Annotated in this window: 17 protein-coding genes; 6 read left to right on the top strand and 11 right to left on the bottom strand. The window is 62.1% G+C overall.

All coding sequences use genetic code 11. The features are described 5' to 3' along the window. Window positions 1-207: 207 nt before the first annotated feature. Window positions 208-1,260, bottom strand: a complete 1,053-nt coding sequence (locus tag EKO19_RS13190) for an ATP-dependent DNA ligase (protein WP_129776859.1) — start codon at window positions 1,258-1,260, stop codon at window positions 208-210. A 54-nt stretch (window positions 1,261-1,314) separates the two neighbouring features. Then, a complete protein-coding gene (locus EKO19_RS13185; protein ID WP_129776858.1) occupies window positions 1,315-2,211 on the bottom strand; it encodes a LysR family transcriptional regulator in 897 nt (298 codons plus the stop codon). Between the two features lie 113 nt (window positions 2,212-2,324). Between EKO19_RS13185 and EKO19_RS13180 the strand changes: the two genes are divergently transcribed. Further along, window positions 2,325-3,497, top strand: coding sequence for an MFS transporter (locus EKO19_RS13180; RefSeq protein ID WP_129776857.1), 1,173 nt, complete (start codon window positions 2,325-2,327; stop codon window positions 3,495-3,497). Here EKO19_RS13180 and EKO19_RS13175 read toward each other — a convergent pair. Next, complete coding sequence (locus EKO19_RS13175; RefSeq protein ID WP_129776856.1) at window positions 3,487-4,347, bottom strand: DMT family transporter; 861 nt, start codon at window positions 4,345-4,347, stop codon at window positions 3,487-3,489. The genes EKO19_RS13180 and EKO19_RS13175 overlap by 11 nt on opposite strands. Before the next feature lie 111 nt (window positions 4,348-4,458). Between EKO19_RS13175 and EKO19_RS13170 the strand changes: the two genes are divergently transcribed. Continuing rightward, window positions 4,459-4,926 carry a DUF1203 domain-containing protein gene (locus EKO19_RS13170; RefSeq protein WP_129776855.1) on the top strand — a complete coding sequence of 156 codons (468 nt, stop codon included), beginning with the start codon at window positions 4,459-4,461 and terminating at the stop codon, window positions 4,924-4,926. A gap of 18 nt (window positions 4,927-4,944) precedes the next feature. Then, entirely contained in the window at window positions 4,945-5,346 is a 402-nt protein-coding gene (locus EKO19_RS13165; protein WP_129776854.1) for a GFA family protein, read from the top strand. Window positions 5,347-5,484: 138 nt separating this feature from the next. Here EKO19_RS13165 and EKO19_RS13160 read toward each other — a convergent pair whose 3' ends face one another. From EKO19_RS13160 to EKO19_RS13130, 7 genes are all read right to left on the bottom strand, one after another. Then, entirely contained in the window at window positions 5,485-7,284 is a 1,800-nt protein-coding gene (locus EKO19_RS13160) for an ABC transporter ATP-binding protein (protein WP_129776853.1), read from the bottom strand. A gap of 280 nt (window positions 7,285-7,564) precedes the next feature. Continuing rightward, window positions 7,565-8,143, bottom strand: coding sequence for an NnrU family protein (locus EKO19_RS13155; RefSeq protein WP_129776852.1), 579 nt, complete (start codon window positions 8,141-8,143; stop codon window positions 7,565-7,567). Between the two features lie 28 nt (window positions 8,144-8,171). Further along, window positions 8,172-9,848 (bottom strand): thiamine pyrophosphate-binding protein, encoded by a 1,677-nt coding sequence (locus EKO19_RS13150; RefSeq protein WP_129777394.1) that lies wholly within the window; start codon window positions 9,846-9,848, stop codon window positions 8,172-8,174. Window positions 9,849-9,910: 62 nt separating this feature from the next. Next, a complete protein-coding gene (locus tag EKO19_RS13145; protein WP_129776851.1) occupies window positions 9,911-10,702 on the bottom strand; it encodes a Cof-type HAD-IIB family hydrolase in 792 nt (263 codons plus the stop codon). A 188-nt stretch (window positions 10,703-10,890) separates the two neighbouring features. Then, complete coding sequence (locus EKO19_RS13140; protein WP_129776850.1) at window positions 10,891-11,904, bottom strand: DUF6454 family protein; 1,014 nt, start codon at window positions 11,902-11,904, stop codon at window positions 10,891-10,893. Window positions 11,905-12,002: 98 nt separating this feature from the next. Continuing rightward, a complete protein-coding gene (locus EKO19_RS13135; RefSeq protein WP_129776849.1) occupies window positions 12,003-13,529 on the bottom strand; it encodes a methyl-accepting chemotaxis protein in 1,527 nt (508 codons plus the stop codon). Between the two features lie 119 nt (window positions 13,530-13,648). Further along, window positions 13,649-14,923 (bottom strand): Hsp70 family protein, encoded by a 1,275-nt coding sequence (locus tag EKO19_RS13130; RefSeq protein WP_129776848.1) that lies wholly within the window; start codon window positions 14,921-14,923, stop codon window positions 13,649-13,651. An 87-nt stretch (window positions 14,924-15,010) separates the two neighbouring features. Here EKO19_RS13130 and EKO19_RS13125 point away from each other — a divergent pair, with 87 nt between their 5' ends. Next, window positions 15,011-15,604: a DUF2946 family protein gene (locus EKO19_RS13125; protein WP_129776847.1), complete on the top strand. Its 594-nt coding sequence runs from the start codon at window positions 15,011-15,013 to the stop codon at window positions 15,602-15,604. 3 nt (window positions 15,605-15,607) lie between these two features. Here the strand turns inward: EKO19_RS13125 and EKO19_RS13120 are convergent, their stop codons facing one another. Further along, window positions 15,608-16,072 (bottom strand): GFA family protein, encoded by a 465-nt coding sequence (locus tag EKO19_RS13120; protein ID WP_129776846.1) that lies wholly within the window; start codon window positions 16,070-16,072, stop codon window positions 15,608-15,610. 131 nt (window positions 16,073-16,203) lie between these two features. Here EKO19_RS13120 and EKO19_RS13115 point away from each other — a divergent pair, with 131 nt between their 5' ends. Together EKO19_RS13115 and EKO19_RS13110 are read left to right on the top strand one after the other, a co-directional pair. Beyond that, window positions 16,204-17,892 (top strand): hypothetical protein, encoded by a 1,689-nt coding sequence (locus EKO19_RS13115; RefSeq protein WP_129776845.1) that lies wholly within the window; start codon window positions 16,204-16,206, stop codon window positions 17,890-17,892. Between the two features lie 7 nt (window positions 17,893-17,899). After that, window positions 17,900-18,559 carry a tetratricopeptide repeat protein gene (locus EKO19_RS13110; protein WP_129776844.1) on the top strand — a complete coding sequence of 220 codons (660 nt, stop codon included), beginning with the start codon at window positions 17,900-17,902 and terminating at the stop codon, window positions 18,557-18,559. Window positions 18,560-19,031 lie beyond the last annotated feature (472 nt).

Raw genomic sequence — 19,031 nt, 5'->3', positions numbered from 1 at the left:
TGGCAACATATCTTTTCAGGAGCGAGCTGGACTTCACTTCAAACCTCATGCGATATCGCCATTGGCCATGGCAGGCCGCCATTCTGGCATGGCGCGCAAGTTTAGAAAGAGGCCGTGACCGGCCGCGGCGTGGATCGCCGGCCTGTATACCGAGCCGGATTGATGAAACGTTTTTAATGCGACCGGCGGCCCGGGCCACGCCCGGCGTCACTTCTTTTTCAACAGCGTCGTAATGAGCTTCGCCGGCCTCGCTTCACGTTCGAGCTGCTCAAAAGTACATTGATCGGGCGCCTTGTCCGGCCGCCAACGCAGCAGCCTGGTGCCGTGGCGAAAGCGATTGCCGGTGACGTGGTCATAACAGACTTCGACCACCAGCTTCGGCTGCAACGGTTCCCATTCGGTCGAACGCTCCGTACTCCAACGACTCGGCCCACCGGGCGCGTCGCCCGTGAACCCGGCACCACCCCGCAGCTTTTCCAAACGCTGGGTCATGGCTTTACGCTCGGCATTCGGAATCGACGAAGTGAAGCCGACGTGATCGAGCAGCCCTTCCTCGTTATACAAGCCGAGCAACAATGAGCCGACCTGCGTGCTGCCCGTGCCATAGCGAAAGCCGCCGACCACACAGTCCGCCGTCCGCAGGCGCTTCACTTTCAGCATGGCCCGCTCGCCGGAGACATACGGCAGATCGAGCTGCTTCGCTATTACACCGTCGAGTGAGCCGCCGGTTTCCTTCAACCATTTCTGCGCAACGCGCAGCTCACGCGTATAGGGCGTGAGCACCAGGCCGTCGGTGGTCGGCAATGAGTCGAAGAATTTCTCCAGCGCCGCGCGCCGCGCTTCGAACGGCTGCTCCAGCAAGCTGCGCCCCTTCGCGTCATAGAGCAGGTCGAACAGCATCAGCGTCGCCGGTGTTTCATGCGACAGCTTGCGAACTCGGCTCTCGGCGGGATGCAGCCGCATCTGCAAAGCACCGAACGACAACGAAGCGCCGATGGGAATCGCGAGCTCACCGTCCAGCACGAACTGCTTGGGCCGCATCGCCCGCACATGCTCGACGACCTCGGGAAAATATCTCGCCAGCGGCTTGCCCGACTTCGCCTGCAGCTCGACCCGCTCGCCGTCCCGAAACACCACGCACCGAAAGCCATCCCACTTCGGCTCGAACTGCCACCCCGCGTCCGTCGGCAACTCACTGACCAGCCGCGCCTCCATCGGCTCGAGACTGGCCGGAATCGACGCCTTGGCGGCCCGGGGCATGAACGCTCTCCTGTGCAGTGCTGACCGAGATCAACGCCGCAGCCGCGGCCAAGTTCAGTCCGTGACGGTGACCCGTTCCACCAGAAAATCCATGAACACCCGCACTCGCGCCGCAAGCCGAGCATGCCCGATATACAACGCATGGATATCTTCACTATCGGCCTTGATGTAATCCTGCAGTAGCGGAACGAGGCGACCCGCACGCACATCGCCCCCCACGAGAAAATCCGCCAGCCTCGCAATCCCCGCCCCACCCACGCACATCAGCCGCAACGACTCCCCCGAGTTCGCCAGAAAATTCCCCGCGACCTGAAATTGTTTGCTCCGGTTGCCGACCCGGAACGTCCAGCCCTCGATGGAACGCCGGTAGTTGAAGTTCAGGCAGTTGTGCTGATCGAGCTCCGTCGGTGTCTGCGGCGTGCCGTGACGTTGCAAATATTCCGGCGAAGCCACCACCAGCCACCGGCTGCTCCCCAACTTCCGCGCTCGCAGTGACGAGTCACGCAACGCCCCGTGGCGAATCGCGACGTCCACCCGCTCGCCCACCAGATCGACCAACGCGTCGCTCAGCGACAGGTCCACCGTGATCTTCGGATACCGTCGCAGGAATTCCGGCAGCGCCGGCAACAGCTGATGAATGCCGAAAGGCGTCGACGCATTCACTCGCAGTCGACCGCGCGGTTCGCTCTTGTCCGTCGTGAACGAGCGCTCCAATTCATCCAGATCCATCAGCAGCTTCTGCGCCTGCGCCCGGAACTTCTCACCCTCTGGCGTGACGGACAGCGAACGCGTGGTCCGTGCCAGCAATCGCACGCCGAGCCGGGCTTCGAGGCGCGCGACGCTGCGGCTCACGGCGGACGGCGTTTGTCGTAGCGTCTTGGCCGCCGCCGCGAAGCTGCCACCCTCGACACTACGCAAAAAGGCCTCGATTTCACCGGTTCTGTTGTCCATGGCGCGGTCCCGATTCGTTCATCGAATGCACGACGGTCGTGTATGCGGACATTCTTATCAGCAATCCATCCGGCCCGCATCATTGCCTTCCCTCAGCCTCCTCGGAACAGGTCATGCCTCTTGCCTTATACGCGCTCGCGGTCGGCGCCTTCGGAATCGGCGTTACAGAATTCGTGATCATGGGCTTGCTGCTGCAGGTCAGCGGCGACCTCGATGTGTCCATCTCCGCCGCCGGCATGTTGATTTCCGGTTATGCGCTCGGCGTCATGCTGGGCGCTCCGATCATGACTGTGGTCACAGCTCGCTGGCCTCGCAAAGCGACGCTGCTCGCGTTGATGGCGATCTTTACGATCGGCAACCTGGCCTGCGCCCTCGCGCCGAATTACTTGGGTTTGTTAGCGGCTCGCATACTCACGGCCTTCGCACACGGCACGTTCTTCGGGGTCGGATCAGTGGTCGCGACACAATTGGTCGCACCTCAACAGCGTGCGTCAGCCATCGCCATCATGTTCACCGGCCTGACCATCGCGACCGTGCTCGGCGTTCCGTTCGGCACCTGGCTCGGACAGATGGCCGGATGGCGCGCGACTTTCTGGGCCGTCGTCGGCATTGGCGCGTTCGCGCTCGCCGTCATTGCGCTACTCGTGCCACGTGATGCCGGACAGATCGAGGAAGGTGATTGGCGTAGCGACCTTCGCGCGCTGGCGCGCGGACCGGTCGTTCTGGCCTTGCTGACGACCGTCTTCGGCTTCGGCGGCATGTTCGTAGTGTTCACCTACATCGCGCCGATGCTCACCCAGCTCACACACGTCAGCGAACAGGCAGTCTCACTTGTGCTGCTGGTTTTCGGCGGTGGGCTGGTCGTGGGCAACATCGTCGGCGGCAAGCTGGCGGATCGCTATCTGGAAACGACGCTGATCGGCTCGTTACTCGCGCTGGCGGCCGTACTTGGCCTGATGACGTTCGCCGTTCACGACGCAATCGCGATGGTGGTATTCGTCGCGCTGCTCGGCGCGGCCTCGTTCGCGACGGTTCCGCCACTGCAAATGTGGGTGCTGGAGAAATCCAACGGCGCCGGCCAGAGCCTGGCCTCCAGCTTCAACATCGGCGCCTTCAATCTCGGCAACGCGCTCGGCGCCTGGCTGGGCGGCACAGTGATCGATCACGGCCCCGGCTTGCCGGCGCTGCCGTGGATCGCAGCGCTGCTGCCGCTGATCGCCGCGGCGCTGGCACTCAAAGGATTGCGAGCGTCGCGACTCGAGACGGCGTCGTGCGCTAGCCAGTGACCGCGAGAGCAATGACGCCGGTCACGATGAGCACGGCTCCCGTCAATCGTATCGGCGTCACCTGCTCCTTGAGCAGACGCGCACCGAAGTAGGTTCCGATCAACGTCGCCAGTTCTCGCATGGGCGCAACGTGACCGATCGGCGCAACTTTCATCGCGTACAGCACCAGGATGTACCCCAGCGGGCCGAGCACGGCGACGATCAGAATAGGGTTTCGATACATTCGCCACTCGGCAAGCAGCGCCGGCGGATCCTTGAGCGCCATCGGCGCCAGCACGACGAGCCGCAATAGATTGCCGCTGAAGTCGATCAGGAACGGCGACAACATCAACGCCTTCACCGCCCAGCCATCATTGATCGTGTAGCCCGCGATGAACACACCGGTGAGCATGCCGAGCGCAATGCCGGCACGCGGCGCCTTGTGAGCTTCATTCGCCAGACCGGACACCAGCAGGATGCCAGCGACGATCAGCAGTACGCCGAGCACCGAAACCAGGCCGGCCGGCTCGTGCAAGATGAAAGTCGCGGCGAGAAATGACAGCAGTGGACCGGTACCGCGAGCCAGCGGATACACCAGCGACAAATCGGAAACCCGATAACCCGCCTGCAGCGTGAGCGAATAGCCCATGTGCAGAATGCCGGTCATCAACAACGCCAGCCAATGCGCAGTTTCGAGCTGCGGCCGCGTGGACATGAAAACCCACAGCACCGCCGGCGCATACAGAATGATCGAGCCCAGCGAATACAACCAAACAAAATGCCGCGAGCCCGAGGCGCGCTTGGCGGCCAGATTCCAGGTGGCGTGAGTAAACGCCGCCAGCAGGACGGCGGCGATCGCAAGAGGGTGCATGGCTCGCGATGTTACCAGCGCAGCTCACGAAAACGTGGGCAAGAAGCGGAGTGCCGCCCGCAGCCACGCGCGGCAAGCTGGCACCCTCGATCCCCCCTTCCGGAGTCGACCATGAGCTTTCAAATCACCGGCCTGCCGCTCAGCCAGTTCTCCGCCTTGTTCGCGATGTCCGAGGCGGAGTTGGCGCGCCAGGGTGCCGTTCGCGTCACCGCCGATGAACGTCCCGGCTTTCCTTGCCGCGTCAGCCTCCAGGATGCCGAGGTTGGCGAGAAGTTGCTTCTGCTGAACTACGAACACCTGCCGGTCGCCACGCCGTATCGCTCGCGTCACGCGATTTATGTCCGCGAGTCCGCCGCCGAAGCGCACCTCGAAGTCGACGAGGTTCCTCAGCTACTGCGCCCTCGCCTGTTGTCGCTGCGTGCTTTCGATTCACAAGGAATGATGAAGGCGGCGGAAGTGGCACCGGGCACCGCCATCGAAAATCTGATCGAACAGCTGTTCAGCAATCCCGCCGTCGCCTATCTTCATGTTCATAATGCGAAGTGGGGCTGCTTTGCCGCCCGAGTGGACCGCGCATAGCCATGCTATCGTGGTCGCATGCTCAAAACCTATTCAGGCAGCTGCCACTGTGGCGCGGTCCGGTTCGAAGCGGACATCGATCTGACGCAACCGACCTATCGCTGTAATTGCTCGATCTGCGCCAGAAATCGTTTCTGGCCGGCGATCGTGATGCCGGAACAGTTCCGGCTGCTGTCGGGCGAGGCCGAGCTGACCAAATATTTGTTCAACACCCGCCGTAACGAACATTACTTCTGCAAACATTGCGGGGTACGGAGTTTCGGCATCGGCAACACGCCCGACGGCCAACGAATTTACGGCGTCAACCTCGGCTGCCTGGAGAATGCGACGCCCGAAGAGCTGGCGGCCGCGCCGGTCGTTTATGTCGACGGCAAGCACGACAATTGGAACAACGCGCCCGCCATCACCAGCTACCTCTGAGCCAGCTCGCCGCGCCAGACAGGCGCCCCATCCCGAGAAATTCTTGCTTGCGCCCCGCAGGGGGAAAAATAAAAAAAGAATTCCCCCTCTCCCGACGTGTACACGACGGGAGAGGGGGCCAGGGGGTGAAGGTCTTCTTTAGCCCGCTTCTCGAGCCAACTGCGGAGTTGCCCCGCCCGACTGCCGTTCGAACAGCCGCTTGTAATGTCCGTGCGGCCTGCGCAGCAGCGCCTCGTGCGAACCCTCCTCCACGATGCGCCCGTGCTCGAACACCAGAATCCGATCCATCGCTCGCACCGTCGACAATCGATGCGCAATCACGATAGACGTGCGCCCTGACATCAACCGATCCATCGCCTGTTGAATCAGCGCTTCCGACTCCGAGTCGAGACTCGACGTCGCCTCGTCCAGAATCAGGATCGGCGCATTCGCCAGGAACGCCCTCGCCAACGCCACGCGCTGCCGCTCACCGCCGGACAGCTTCACCCCTCGTTCGCCGACCAGCGTCTGATACCCGCGTGGCAAGCGCACGATGAAGTCGTGTGCATTCGCCAATCGAGCCGCCCGCTCGATATCTTCCATCGTCGCCTCGGGCCGCGCATACGAGATGTTCTCGGCAAGACTGCGATGAAACAGAATGGGCTCCTGCTGCACGATCGCGATCTGCGAGCGCAACGACTCCTGCGTGGCATGCACCACATCCTGACCGTCGATCAGCACTCGACCCTCGGTCACGTCGTACAGTCGCTGGATCAGTTTCACGAACGTGGTCTTGCCGGAGCCTGAATGCCCGACCAGACCAATGCGCTCACCCGGCGCGATCCGCACGTTCAAGTCCCGATACAGCGGCGTCTGCTGACCCGCGTAACAGAACGTCACGTGATCGAACTTCACCTCACCCGCATGGATACTCAGCGGCTGAGCACCCGGCGAATCCGCCACCCCCATGGGCTCGGCATGCAGCTGAACCATCTCTTCCATTTCGTTCACGGAACGCTGCAAGTGATGCACGTGCTGACCGATATCGCGCAGATATCCATGCACGACGAAGTACGTCGTCAGCACATAAGTGATCTCGCCCGGCGTCGCCCGCCCCTGCCACCACAGCCACAAAGCCGTCGCGGTGATGGCCGACCGGACGAACCACAGCAGCGCGAGCTGCCCCGTGCCACTCCAGGTGTGAAGCATCCACGTGCGATGCGTACGACGTGACCATTTATCGACCACGCGACTGAGTCGCGCATCTTCGCGCGCCTCCGCACCGAACGATTTCACCACCGCGTTTCCGCCGAGCGCGTCCGCAAGCACACCACCAATGCGCGTGTCCTGCGCATTCGACAGGCGCGAAGCCGGAGCGATGAGACGTGTCGCGAGCGCGACCGTCAGCACGACGTACGCAATGGAGCCCAGCGCCATCACGACGCCCATGACGGGCCAGCGCTGACCGAGCAGCAACACGGTTCCAACCAGCACGACCAACGAGGGCAGCAACGCGAGCAGCAGCACGTCATTGATCATGTCGAGCGCCCACATGCCGCGCGTGATCTTCCGAACGATGGAGCCGGCGAAACTGTTGTTGTGCCAGTCCGTCGAGAAGCGCTGCACGCGATGAAACGCGCCCTGCGAGACCTTGCGCATCATTCCCAACGTGAGCGGCACGATCGACCACCACGCCAGGTGACGGAGCACCACCATCGTCAAACCCAACCCCGCCATGACGAGGAAGGCATCGAGCGCAACGTCAGCAAATTCGCGACCCTGCGCGAGCGCGTCCACCAGCCGGCCGGCGTAGACCGGCACGACCAGTTCCGTGACCGTCGCGAGCATCATGGCCGCAGCCACGACGAACACGAGCACTTTATGCTCAGCCCAATGGCGGAGCGTAAAAACCAGCACATTACGGAGGACCTGCGAGCCCTCGACGCGGGATTTGACCATGATTGAGCGAAGCGCGTTGAACGCGCCGTCCTTGCGAAACCGATCGAACTGGGAAGGCGGCGAACACCCCGATATGGGGTCAAGCCGCGGTTTTTTCTACCGGGAGCCCGGTATTACCGGGTACGCACCGGCGGGAGGTGCATGGTGATTGGTTTCATCGGTGCCCTCCTTGCTTCGCTAGGGGCTAATGAGAAGAGCGGTCATTGAATCATTGTTGATTGTTTTGAGCAAGCGCCATTTGCAAAGTCTTTGCATACATTGGCGTCGCGAACACCCAAAGTTACAGCGCCAGCGGCGGGACCCCGATCAGTTTCAGGTGAAGCCAGAAGACGAAAATCACATACAACGCGAGACCGCCCACCACGGCGATGACGTCGTTGAATTTACTCGGCGGCGGCCCCGGCAACGGCCGGAGCACCGCGCGTCGCTTCACCGAAATGCGATCGGCCACGGCCCAGAGCAGAAAGCCACCGAACAGCAACACATCAGCCAGCATGCCATTGGCGAGCAGATGCGCGAAGGCCCACATCTTCACGGCTGCAAGCATTGGATGCTTCACCGCCGCTTTGATACGACCGGGCAAGTAAGCCGCCAGCAGCAATGGAAACACGGGCAGCATCAGGAGCAGCGTGAGGTGGCGCATCCATAACGGCGGCGCGTACACCAGGATGGGATGCTGGCGAGCGAGGCCATAGCCCCAGATCAGCAGCACGAAGCCGATGATGGAGAGCAGCGAGTAGATCCCTTTGTAGGGCTTCTCGCCGAGCCGGGCGACCGCGGCACTCCGCAACGTCGGCGAGAAAATCTCCAGCGAGTGCACGCCCAGGAAGATCACCAGTCCCAAGATCAGGTAAAGCATCGTGGCTCCCGAGGCTTCGAGCTTCGAACTATTTCTGCGCGGCGTTCCGGATCGACTGCAACGTCGCGTTCGGCGTGATTGCTTCCGGATCGATACGCACTTCGATCAATGCCGGCTTGCCCGCGTTCAGGGCCCGCTCCAACGCCGGCCCGAATTGTTCCGTCGTCTCCACCAACTCGCCGTGAGCGCCAAATGCCCTGGCAAACGCGCAGAAGTCCGGGTTCACCAGCGACGTGCCATACACCCGGGCGGGATAGTCGCGTTCCTGGTGCATGCGGATCGTGCCATACATGTTGTTGTTGACGACGATGATGACGACGTTGAGTTGATACTGAACCGCGGTCGCCAGTTCCTGGCCCGTCATCAGAAAGCAACCGTCGCCAGCAAACGAGATCACCGTGCGTTTCGGATACAACGCCTTCGCCGCGATGCCGGCGGGAACGCCGTAACCCATCGCTCCCGATGCCGGCGCGAGCTGCGTCCGGAAGCCGCGATAGCGATGAAATCGATGCGCCCAGGTCGTGTAGTTGCCCGCGCCGTTGGTGACGATGACATCCGGCGGCAGCACGCGATCCATGTGTTGAATCACATCCCACATCTGGACCTTGCCCGGGATCTCCTTGCGCGCTTGCCACGCTTGATAATCCGCGTTCGCAGCCACGACCTGCGCCTTCGCTTCCGCGCGCGTGACCTTGGGCAATGCCGCGAGCGCTCGCGCCATCGCAGGCATGGTCGCATTGATCATCAGATCGGCGTGATAGAAACGACCCAGCTCGTCAGCTTCCGGATAGATGTGCACCAGCCGCTGTGTCGGCACCGGACCGGCGATCAAACCGTAACCACTGGTCGTGATCTCGCCCAGCCGCGCGCCGAGCACGATCACCAGGTCCGACGCCTTCACGCGCTCGGCCAGCTTCGGATTGATGCCGATGCCGACATCGCCGGCGTAGTTCGGATGCGCGTTGTCGAACAAGTCCTGCGAGCGAAACTCACATCCAACGGCGATCTGCTGAGTCTCGGCGAAACGTTGCAACTGTGCGCAGGACGCCTGATCCCAACCGCTGCCGCCCGCTAACAGAAATGGCCGCTGCGCTTCGCCCAGCATCTGGCTCAACGTGCTCAGCGCCTCCGGCGAAGGCGCGGACTCGACTCGCTGCCACGGCCGCGCATCGGCGACTGCCGCGGTTCCCGACAACACATCTTCTGGAAGCGCGAGCACCACCGGCCCCATGCGGCCGCTGGTCGCAACCTGATAGGCGCGCGCAATGAACTCGGGAATTCGATCGGTACGATCGATCTGCGCGACCCACTTCGACATGGGCCCGAACATGCGCCGGTAGTCGATCTCTTGAAACGCCTCCCGCTCCATGAAATCCGTACCCACCTGACCGATGAGCAGAATCAGGGGCGTCGAATCCTGAAACGCGGTGTGCACACCGATCGACGCGTTGGTCGCGCCCGGCCCGCGAGTCACCAGGCAAATGCCCGGCTTGCCGGTCAGCTTCCCATACGCCTCGGCCATGTTGGCCGCGCCATTCTCATGACGGCAGGTGATCAGTCGGATGCGGTCGCGCACGGTATACAGCGCGTCCAGCACCGGCAGATAACTTTCCCCCGGCACGCAAAAAGCAAGCTCGGCTCCGTGCGTGAGCAGTTGATCGACAATGAGTTGCCCGCCGGTACGCGGCGGATGGCTCGAACTCATGGTCATGGCGCTCACCTGTCATCGTGGACAAGCGCCAATCTTAGCGCGACTCGCGCGTTATGTTACCGGCTGCTTATAGCGATCCTCAGCGCGTCCGCCAGCCCGACATCATCGACATGCCCCACCGTGCGCTCAGAGGCTGCGATGACCTGAGGATCGGCGTTGCCCATCGCAATCGGATGACCGACGACACGCAAGGCCGACAGGTCGTTGCCCGAGTCGCCGATATACATAACGTCGCGCATGTCGATGCGATAGGCCGCGGCGATCTCTCGCATGGCGCTGCCCTTGCTCACGCCGTGCCGGGTCAAGCCGACGAAGCGAACGTCGGGCATCAGCGGCGATGTCGACTCGGCCATCTCGAGATCGGGTGGCGCGACTACTTTCTTTGCATCTTCCGGAGCGACCAGCCACTGCGCGCGCACCAGCGGCGGCGACAATATTTCATACGGTCGTGGTTTGAATGGCAGACCGAGCAGCTCCGCATGCTCTCTCGCCCAAGGCGCTTCACTCTCGACGACGTAATCGTCGTCGCCATACAACTCGAGCACTTGACCGGTCGCGCGCGCGTGCGCGATCAGGCCGCGCACGGATCCTTCAGGAAGCGGAGTGGAGCGCGAATGACGAGTGGCGAGATTGACGACGCTGGCGCCGTTCTGAAAGATGTGCCAGCCGTCGTCATCGAGATAGCGCGCGTATTCGGCAGCCAGGCCGAACGCCGGCCGCCCCGAGCACAAGGCGAGATGAATTCCCTTGGCACGTGCCTGCGCGGCCAGATCCCAAACGAGATCCGGCACCTTGCCGGAGCTGCCTACCAGCGTGCCATCGACGTCGATACCAATCAGCGCAATCAACGGTGTCTTCCCAGCGCGAGCGGAGGTCGCGCCATAGTAGCGTGACCTCCGCGAAAACGCCGGTCAGATTCGGCTCACTCGCGATTGATCCAGGAAACATCTGATCAATTGCCACCACTCGACTTTATCGGTTTCGATCGGCGAAGCATTTCAATCAGTTGCAGACCTGCCGAGGCCGGGGAAATCGATTAATCAGAGCTTCCCCAGGGCGTGGCGTCGTAAATCACCAGCTCGGCCTGGTTGTCGGTCTCGGTCATGAAATAGCCACGCATCGAGCCATTGCCCAGCGGCTCCAGCCAGAATGCGTTGTGAGTCAGCGCGAGCGTGCCGGTCGGGCCGGCGCCTTCGTCGATGAACAGATTCACCGGCACCTGGTGCTCGAGCCGATTGCGACGCAGGTCCAGCAGTTCCAGACCGCCGAGCGCCACGTTGCCCTTCGGGCTGCTGTAAGTCTGCACACCGCCGCAGAGCATGTAGGCGACGCCCTGGTAGTGACAGTCTTGATAATCGATGTAGAACTGCGGATTCGGCACCCAGTCCGACGAACGCACCTTGGTGTCGCGACCGCGCCTGGACAATTCCCACGTGTACAAACGACGCGAGCCCCAGCTCACACCGTGCAACGTATCGTCGTGCGTGTTGTGAACGATGCCGCCGATATGATCGGCCTCGCTGAAAATCTTCTCGGCCTTCAGCGTCTTCGGATCGACACGGAAAATATTGCTGTTGCTGTTGGGACGATATTCGGCGACCGGCACCCAGAGGAACTTGCCGTCGAAGTCGATGCCGCCCGGGTGATATTTGCTGCCGTCGGTGAGCTCGACCTTGCCGAGCAGCTCGCCCGCCTCGTTGAACTTGAACAGCCAGCCGCGGCCATTGCCGGTCGAGCGATCGAGGGTGAAGTCATAGAGCGAGTCGGTCGACGCACCGTTACGCACCGTGCCTTCGAGCACTTCCACCGCGGAGACGTAGAACGTATCGCCGATCTTCACCAGACCCTGCGTGTGAAAGGTTTGCCAGTTCACAGCCACCGACTTCACCGGCGTCCAGACGGTGTTCTTGCCCATCAGACGGAACAGCGTGGTGGTCTTGTTATCGCGATTCTTGGAATGACCGCGGTCGTGTTCCGAATCGCCGGCGAGCGACGTGGCCATGTAGCCGGTCAGCGCCAGACCCAAAGCAAGAACAGGAGCAAATTTCACGGTGCCTCCTTAAGGCAATGAGACATAAGGAGGCCCGTTTTATACAGAGCGAACTTTACGGTTTTCTTGCGCGATCGAATCGCCGTGACGGGTCAGTCTTACAATTTGAATCGCCCGACCAGCTCGCCCATCACGCGCACCTGAACCGCCGTCTGCTGAGACGCGCCCGCCAGCGTCTCCGCGTTCGCAGCCGCTTGCCGGCTCACTTTTTCCAGCGCGCCGATGCCGCCGCGAATATCGGCAACGCCTTGCGCCTGGCTGGTGGCGGCGGCGGCAATGTCACGAAGCATGTCGTTCACTTGGGTGGTGACGACCGCAATGTTCCCAAGCGCCTCACCCACCGATCCGGCGATCTGCACGCCCCGCTCGGCGCGAGTCATGGCCGAATCGATCAGCGCCGATGTTTCTTTCGCCGCCTGAGCCGAGCGCTGCGCGAGGTTGCGCACTTCTTCCGCCACCACTGCGAAGCCACGACCGGCCTCGCCGGCGCGAGCCGCTTCGACCGCGGCATTCAATGCCAGCAAGTTGATCTGGAACGCGATCTCATCGACCGCGCGGTTCACCTTGCCGACCTCAGCCGACGCGGCGCGGATTTCATCCATCGCGGTCGACATCGTTTTCAGCTCGTCCGACACACGATCCGCCGCCTTCTGAGAATCGCTGGAGAGCGAGTTCGCGCGACCGGTAATCTTCGTGGTCTGGTCGGTGAGATCGGACAGCGTCGTCAGCGAGCGTGTGATACGACCCAGGCTCTCGGCCTGCTCGGACGCGCCGCTGGCCATCACGCGGCTCGACGAGCTCATCTGCGCCGCGCCGCCATCGATCTCGGCGGCGCCGCGATTGACCTCGGAGATGATTCCCTGCAATTCGACGACCAGCTCATTGAAACATTCGGCCAGCCGCCCCAGCTCATCGTGCGAGGTCACGTCGACACGCTTGCTCAAGTCGCGCGTCCGCTGAATCTCGGTGATCGTCTTCACCAGCCCGTTGACGCCACCGGTGATGCTACGAACGATCCAGCTCGCGGCTGCCACGATGACGATCAACATCAGCGCCAGGATGCCGATCTCTCTCCAGCGCGCCGAAGCCGTCGAGCTCTGCGCGTTTTCCTCAGCGGCGCGAGCGCTCGCCTGAATACGATCGCTGATGCCAGCGAGCTTGCCTTCCAATTGCTCGAAGGATTCCACAAACGCCGGCAACATCTCCCGCGCCTTGGCGGCGTCGGCATGAGCGGTGCCGATGACTCCCTCAGCACTGCGAATGTAATTCTCGAGCACCGGCCCGACATCGCGGAGCGCGGCGCGCAGTTCGGGATCGGTGACGTTGGAATCGTTCTCCTTGATCATCTCCCGGAAATGATCGGCATGCTCACGCAGGCTGGCATTCACCGCCGCCCATTCTTCCGGTGTCTGCGCCAGCAACGCGGACAACACGTCGGCGCGAAGCGCGTCGTGCATCATGTCGCCTTCCAGGTGAGTGCGCAGTGCCCGACTGGTCGCGAACACACTGGTGAGGCCATCGACCGCCTGGGTCATGCCCCGATAATTGCTGAAGCCCAACGCCAGCATCGCCGTGAGCGTCACGGCGACGAGGGCAAACAAACGTGCTTTGATGGTGAGTTGCATGGGTACTCGATACGAGACTCCGTGCAGCACCTATCGGCAGATCGGGGTGCAACAAAAACCCTGGCGCCGCTTTTCAGGGGATGTCTGAGGGGGGGCTCAGACTGGATCCGACGCTGCTTTCAGCGAGGCACGCCCATCAGCGCCAGGCCTTGGGCGACCGAAGAGAACTCATCGCCGCCCACCAGCTTGTCCGCCCCGAATTTCTTCGCGAACAGCTCGCGGACCGCCGGCACCAGCGCAGTACCGCCCGTCATGAACACGCGCGTGAGCGTTGCGGGATTCACGCCGGCGATACCAACGGCTTCATCAGCCGTCGCTTCGATGCGGGACAAATCGTCCGCAATCCATTTTTCGAACTCGCCACGCGCGACCGTGCGATCGATCTCGATGGGTCCGGCCTTGAAACTGAGCTTCGCGGTTTCCTGCTTCGTGAGCGACTGCTTCACGCGCGACACGGCTTGAAACAATGTGAAGCCTTCCTCGTTGCGAATGACATGCACCAGCCCTTCGAACGCCTCCTGATCCACCGCCGTGCGCAGGATATCGGTGATGTGTCGCAACGTCTGGCGGTTGTTCATCATCGACAGCTGATGCCAGCTGGCGAAGTTGGCGTAGATCCATAGCGGAATCGGCAGCTTCTTGGACTCCGGCTGGAACTGCGAGCCCATGCCGAGCGCCGGGCACACCGCGTTATAGACGATTTGATAATCGAAACGATCGCCGGCGATGCCGATACCGGTCTGCGCCAGCGGCGTGAGTTTCGGCTGCGCGCCTTCGGCATCGACTTCGACGATCGAGAAGTCGCTGGTACCGCCGCCAAGATCGGCGACGAGCACGAGATGACGGCCGCGCGCTCTGCTGGCGAACGCATACGCCGCCGCTTCGGGCTCCGTGCCAATCCGATCCGCCTCCCGACCGGCCAGAGCAAACGCCGCCTTCAAACGCGTTTGCGCGAGCTCGTCATCCGGCGACGCACCGGCGAATTCAATCGGCCGACCGATGACCAGCGGTGCCCGACTCAACAGATCCCGCGCGCCGGTCGCGTCATACAGATGCTGAAGCAATGTTCCGATCAACGACTCCAGCGTGTATGTATGAGTGAACACCTTCGTGTCCACGAACGCACGGCTGCCAAGAAACGACTTCATCGATTGCACCAGCCGCGCCGGCCCAGTGCGCGCGATGTAATCGGCAATTGCATCGGCACCGGCACTACTAATGGGACGCTCTCGCGGATTCGGCTCGGCCGGCCGGAAGCAAAGAATGGAAGGCAGGGCCGCGCCCTCACCCATTCGCGACGACACCTTGAGCACCGCTGACCCGAAATCCGCGCCGACCATGGCAATAACGGTATTGCTGGTGCCGAAGTCGACACCAATGGAAATGGGCTGCATGGAAGATCGCCGGGGGGAGTTGGCCCGTTATTGTAGCAGCTCGACGGTCGAGTTGAGCCCGTCAGCCACTGACGGCACACTCATGCCATGGATGAATGGGTCCTCAACGCATTGAAACGCTGGCCGAACGTGCCGGCCCTGTTTGGCTGGCTGAGCCTGGACCGGCGCGGCCGCTGGCTCGTGCAAGGCGAGACCATCAGCCATCCCCGCATCGTCGAAGTCATCAATCGCAACTACGCGGCGGACGAGTTCGGTCGCTGGTATTTCCAGAACGGGCCGCAGCGGGGCTACATGCAGCTGGAATCGACGCCGCTGATCCTGTTCGTGTCAGACGATGACCAACATCTCATCACTCATACCGGCCTCGCGGTCGAACAGTTGCGCGAGGCTCATATGGATGAGGCAGGCTCACTCGTACTCGTCACCGAGCACGGACCTGGCGAGTTGCGTGGCACGGATCTGCAATGGGCGCTGGACAGATTGTCCATCGACGACGAGGCTTCACTGGCCGCGGCGCTCGAACTTCCATCTCAATCCGACACCGGCATCACGCTGGATACCGGTGCATCCCGACTGCCATTGCAGCGCCTGGACTTCGCCCAAGCCCCGTCCGTGCTGGGATTCGATCGCGAACCGGCACCGCGTGAAGGAGAGAAAGTCTCGACGCGGGCGATGGACTGATCGTCACCCCGGTCGCGGCCCACGCTTCGCATATTCCTCCACCAGCTTCGGGTAGTCCTCAAACGGCGGGAATCCTTCGTAGCTGTGTGCGGCACCGGTGTTCACGGCAGGCAACCGCGTTTGAGTCCATGTCTCGATGAAAGGCGCGACCCACGACGCGTCATCTAGCAAAGTCGGACGCACGTTGACGAAGTGATCCAATCCTTCCGGCCGCGTGAACATCCAGCTCTTGCAGTGAGGACAGAAGTAGTGACGCGTGGCGCCGTGCAAGCCGCCGATCACAGGCTCGCCTCGAGTGACGGCGAAGCCGTCGGTGGGAATCGCCGCGCTCAGCGAATAAGCGCTCGCGCTCATGCGCTGACAGCCCTTGCAATGACATGCCATCGTCAGCAGTGGCGCGGCGGTGACTCGGAAGCGGACCTGTCCGCAGCGGCAGCCGCCGTCCCAAGGAAGTTTCCAATCGTTCATGATTCGATCCCGTTGGTTGCCAGGGCGACTGTACGGGGGATTCACGCATTTTTCACGCGACGAATCACCTCAAACTCACGTCCGAGGCGCACTATCGCGATCTGGAGCAACAACGATGTGGGGAGACTGCCATGCGCATCGAGATCTGCATTGCATTGGCCGGCTCACTCTGGCTGGCCGGCACCGCCGCGCAAGCCCAAGTGCCGGTGCATAAGCACTATCAGGAACCCGAATCCTTCGACTCGACCTCGCCCTCCGGCGCCATCGCGCCGCGGCTGCAGAACGTCGGCAAGCATACGTTTCCCGTCACGACCCAATCCGAACAGGCGCAGCGCTTCATCAATCAGGGATTGAATCTCACCTACGGTTTCAATCACGCCGAAGCCGGCCGCGCCTTCGCGGAAGCGGCGCGACTCGATTCGAATGCCGCCATGGCCTACTGGGGCCAGGCGCTGGTGCTCGGCCCGAACATCAACGCGGCGATGGGCCCCGAGGAAGAGCCGAAGGCGCTCGCGTTCATACACAAGGCCCAATCGCTCAAGGGCAAAGTGAGTCAACGCGAGCGGGACTACATCGATGCGCTCGCCCTGCGCTTCACCGGCAAACCCGAAGATCGTGCCGCCGCGGATCAGGCCTATGCCGGCGCGATGCGCATCCTGCAGGAAACCTATCCGGACGATCTCGACGCCGCCACGCTGTACGCCGAATCGGTGATGGATCTGCGCCCGTGGAATTACTGGACTCGCGACGGACGCCCTTATGATCAAACCCAGGACATCATCAAGGCGCTCGACCGCGTGCTCGCGAAGAACCCGGATCATCCGGGCGCGCTGCACTACTGGATCCATCTGTGGGAAGCGAGCAATACCCCGGAAAGAGCCGAAGCCGCAGCGGATCGGCTGTTACCTCTCGCCCCGGCGGCCGGTCATCTCGTGCATATGCCGGGACACATCTATCAACGCGTAGGTCGCTACGAAGACGCGATGAAAGCCAATCAGATGGCCATCCTCGCCGATGAGGATTACATCACTCAGTGCCGCGCCCAGGGCCTGTACCCGCTTGGCTACTATCCTCACAACGTGCACTTCCTGTGGTTCGCGGCCAGCATGGCGGGGCAAAGCAAGGCGGCGATCGACGCAGCCTACAAAACCGCGGACGCAATTCCGGCGGCGGCACTGAAAGAGCTGCCCATCCTGCAAAGCTTCGTGCTCGTGCCGGACTACGCGCTGGTTCGCTTCGGCAAGTGGGATGAGATTCTCGCCGCGCCCATGCCTCGTGCGGACACGCTCTTCACTCGCGGCGTGCGTCACTATGCTCGTGGCATGGCCTTCATTCGCAAGAAAGACTTCGGCGCCGCGCAGAAAGAGATCGAGGCCGTGCGTCAGATCCAGAAAGATCCGAAGCTGATCGAAACGCCGTCGTCGATGTCGCTCAATCTCGCCGACTCGGTATTGCGGGTCGCGGTGGAAGTACTCGATGGCGAGTTCGCCGCCGCGCAAGGCAACTACGACGTCGCCATCGCGCATCTGGATCGCGCCGTGCGCTATCACGACAACCTGGTCTACACCGAACCCGACGATTGGCATCAGCCGGTACGTCATGTGCTCGGCGCCGTGCTGCTCGACGCGGGCCGTCCCGCCGAAGCCGAAGCGGTGTATTGGGAAGATCTGCGTCGCAATCCGAACAACGGCTGGTCGCTGTTCGGCTTGAGCAAGGCATTGCAGGCGCAGAACAAGCCGGATCAGGCCAAACTCATCGAGGCCGATTTCAAGAAAGCCTGGGCCAATGCAGATGTGACGCTCACGGCTTCGCGTTTCTGAGGCGAGCATGCGACTGCATCGATCACTTGCGGCACTGCTGTGGATTCTCTCCACAGCAGTGACCGCTCATGCGGACGGTCCCGGCGCTCATCGCCCACCGTCGCCCTCCGCTACACCGCCGACGATTTCGGAGCTGGGCGCAATCGACGCGTACAACCAGGGCTACGCCGCCATCCAACGCGGCGATCATTCGTTCGCACTCGCCGAAGCCAGCAGCGACGCGAAAGAAAAGGCCGAGGCACGGCGAGCCGCGAATGCCGCGTACAAAGAATCGTTGGGCCATTTCGAAGAGGCCGTGCACCTCGATGCGTCGATGCACGAGGCCTACACCTATCTCGGCTATGCCAATCGCAAGTTGGGCGACTACACCAGGTCGCTCGCGGCGTATCAGCAGGCGCTGAAGATCTATCCCGACTATCCGTACGCCATCGAATATCAAGGCCAGGCATTGCTGGGCTTGAATCGTCTCGACCAGGCGCGCTTCAACTATCTGCGCCTGTACGCGCTCAACAAAGGCCAGGCAGCGAAGCTGCTGCAGGCAATGCGCTCCTGGGTTGCCGCCAACAAAAACACGACCATCGACGGAGTTGACGTAAGCGGGTTCAGCGAATGGGTGGCGCGACGCTCTGAGGCCACCCGCGACGATGTGCCGTCCTCGAGCTGGTGAATCCAATCGGACGGTGAGTTCGATTCGATTTGCGTCCACAGCGTCGAAATCCGTGACGTAAAGATTCCTGACACAGGCGCGGCCCTCGCTCCAGCGCGTCACGGGGCGGATGCACACGAGTGTCGAAATTGAGAACAGTCGCCGGCGCGGACTCGGATCGAGTTGGAAAGTTTCCCGTCACTTTGACGCGAGTGTCAGCAACGCTTACAGCTCGCCCGGTCGCTTTGTGACTTCCATCCATTTTCCGCCGCTTCGTAGTGTGCTCCGATGGATCCACGCAGACGCGGCGAACGTTGGTCGGCGGCACCGGGAAAACGGGCGCAAATGTGTAAAAGAATCGGACACATGAGCTCGAGCGAGTGCCGGCAGGATTAACAATCGTTCATCCGAACATCGAACGCGACGTCGCAAACGAAACTAGTGTTAGAAACGATTCCCGTGACTGAAGTCGGTCACGGGTGGCAAACGAAAT

Origin of the sequence: Peristeroidobacter soli, assembly GCF_004138485.1 — a bacterium.
Lineage (GTDB): Bacteria > Pseudomonadota > Gammaproteobacteria > Steroidobacterales > Steroidobacteraceae > Steroidobacter > Steroidobacter soli.
The sequence above is the reverse complement of the archived record's forward strand: the minus strand, read 5'-3'. Positions and strand labels throughout refer to the sequence as shown.

Bases quoted from the DNA above. Each gene is read 5' to 3' on its own strand.
- EKO19_RS13190 (WP_129776859.1), bottom strand. From the start codon at position 1,260: ATGCCCCGGGCCGCCAAGGCGTCGATTCCGGCCAGTCTCGAGCCGATG.
- EKO19_RS13185 (WP_129776858.1), bottom strand. From the start codon at position 2,211: ATGGACAACAGAACCGGTGAAATCGAGGCCTTTTTGCGTAGTGTCGAG.
- EKO19_RS13180 (WP_129776857.1), top strand. From the start codon at position 2,325: ATGCCTCTTGCCTTATACGCGCTCGCGGTCGGCGCCTTCGGAATCGGC.
- EKO19_RS13175 (WP_129776856.1), bottom strand. From the start codon at position 4,347: ATGCACCCTCTTGCGATCGCCGCCGTCCTGCTGGCGGCGTTTACTCAC.
- EKO19_RS13170 (WP_129776855.1), top strand. From the start codon at position 4,459: ATGAGCTTTCAAATCACCGGCCTGCCGCTCAGCCAGTTCTCCGCCTTG.
- EKO19_RS13165 (WP_129776854.1), top strand. From the start codon at position 4,945: ATGCTCAAAACCTATTCAGGCAGCTGCCACTGTGGCGCGGTCCGGTTC.
- EKO19_RS13160 (WP_129776853.1), bottom strand. From the start codon at position 7,284: ATGGTCAAATCCCGCGTCGAGGGCTCGCAGGTCCTCCGTAATGTGCTG.
- EKO19_RS13155 (WP_129776852.1), bottom strand. From the start codon at position 8,143: ATGCTTTACCTGATCTTGGGACTGGTGATCTTCCTGGGCGTGCACTCG.
- EKO19_RS13150 (WP_129777394.1), bottom strand. From the start codon at position 9,848: ATGAGTTCGAGCCATCCGCCGCGTACCGGCGGGCAACTCATTGTCGAT.
- EKO19_RS13135 (WP_129776849.1), bottom strand. From the start codon at position 13,529: ATGCAACTCACCATCAAAGCACGTTTGTTTGCCCTCGTCGCCGTGACG.
- EKO19_RS13130 (WP_129776848.1), bottom strand. From the start codon at position 14,923: ATGCAGCCCATTTCCATTGGTGTCGACTTCGGCACCAGCAATACCGTT.
- EKO19_RS13125 (WP_129776847.1), top strand. From the start codon at position 15,011: ATGGATGAATGGGTCCTCAACGCATTGAAACGCTGGCCGAACGTGCCG.
- EKO19_RS13120 (WP_129776846.1), bottom strand. From the start codon at position 16,072: ATGAACGATTGGAAACTTCCTTGGGACGGCGGCTGCCGCTGCGGACAG.
- EKO19_RS13115 (WP_129776845.1), top strand. From the start codon at position 16,204: ATGCGCATCGAGATCTGCATTGCATTGGCCGGCTCACTCTGGCTGGCC.
- EKO19_RS13110 (WP_129776844.1), top strand. From the start codon at position 17,900: ATGCGACTGCATCGATCACTTGCGGCACTGCTGTGGATTCTCTCCACA.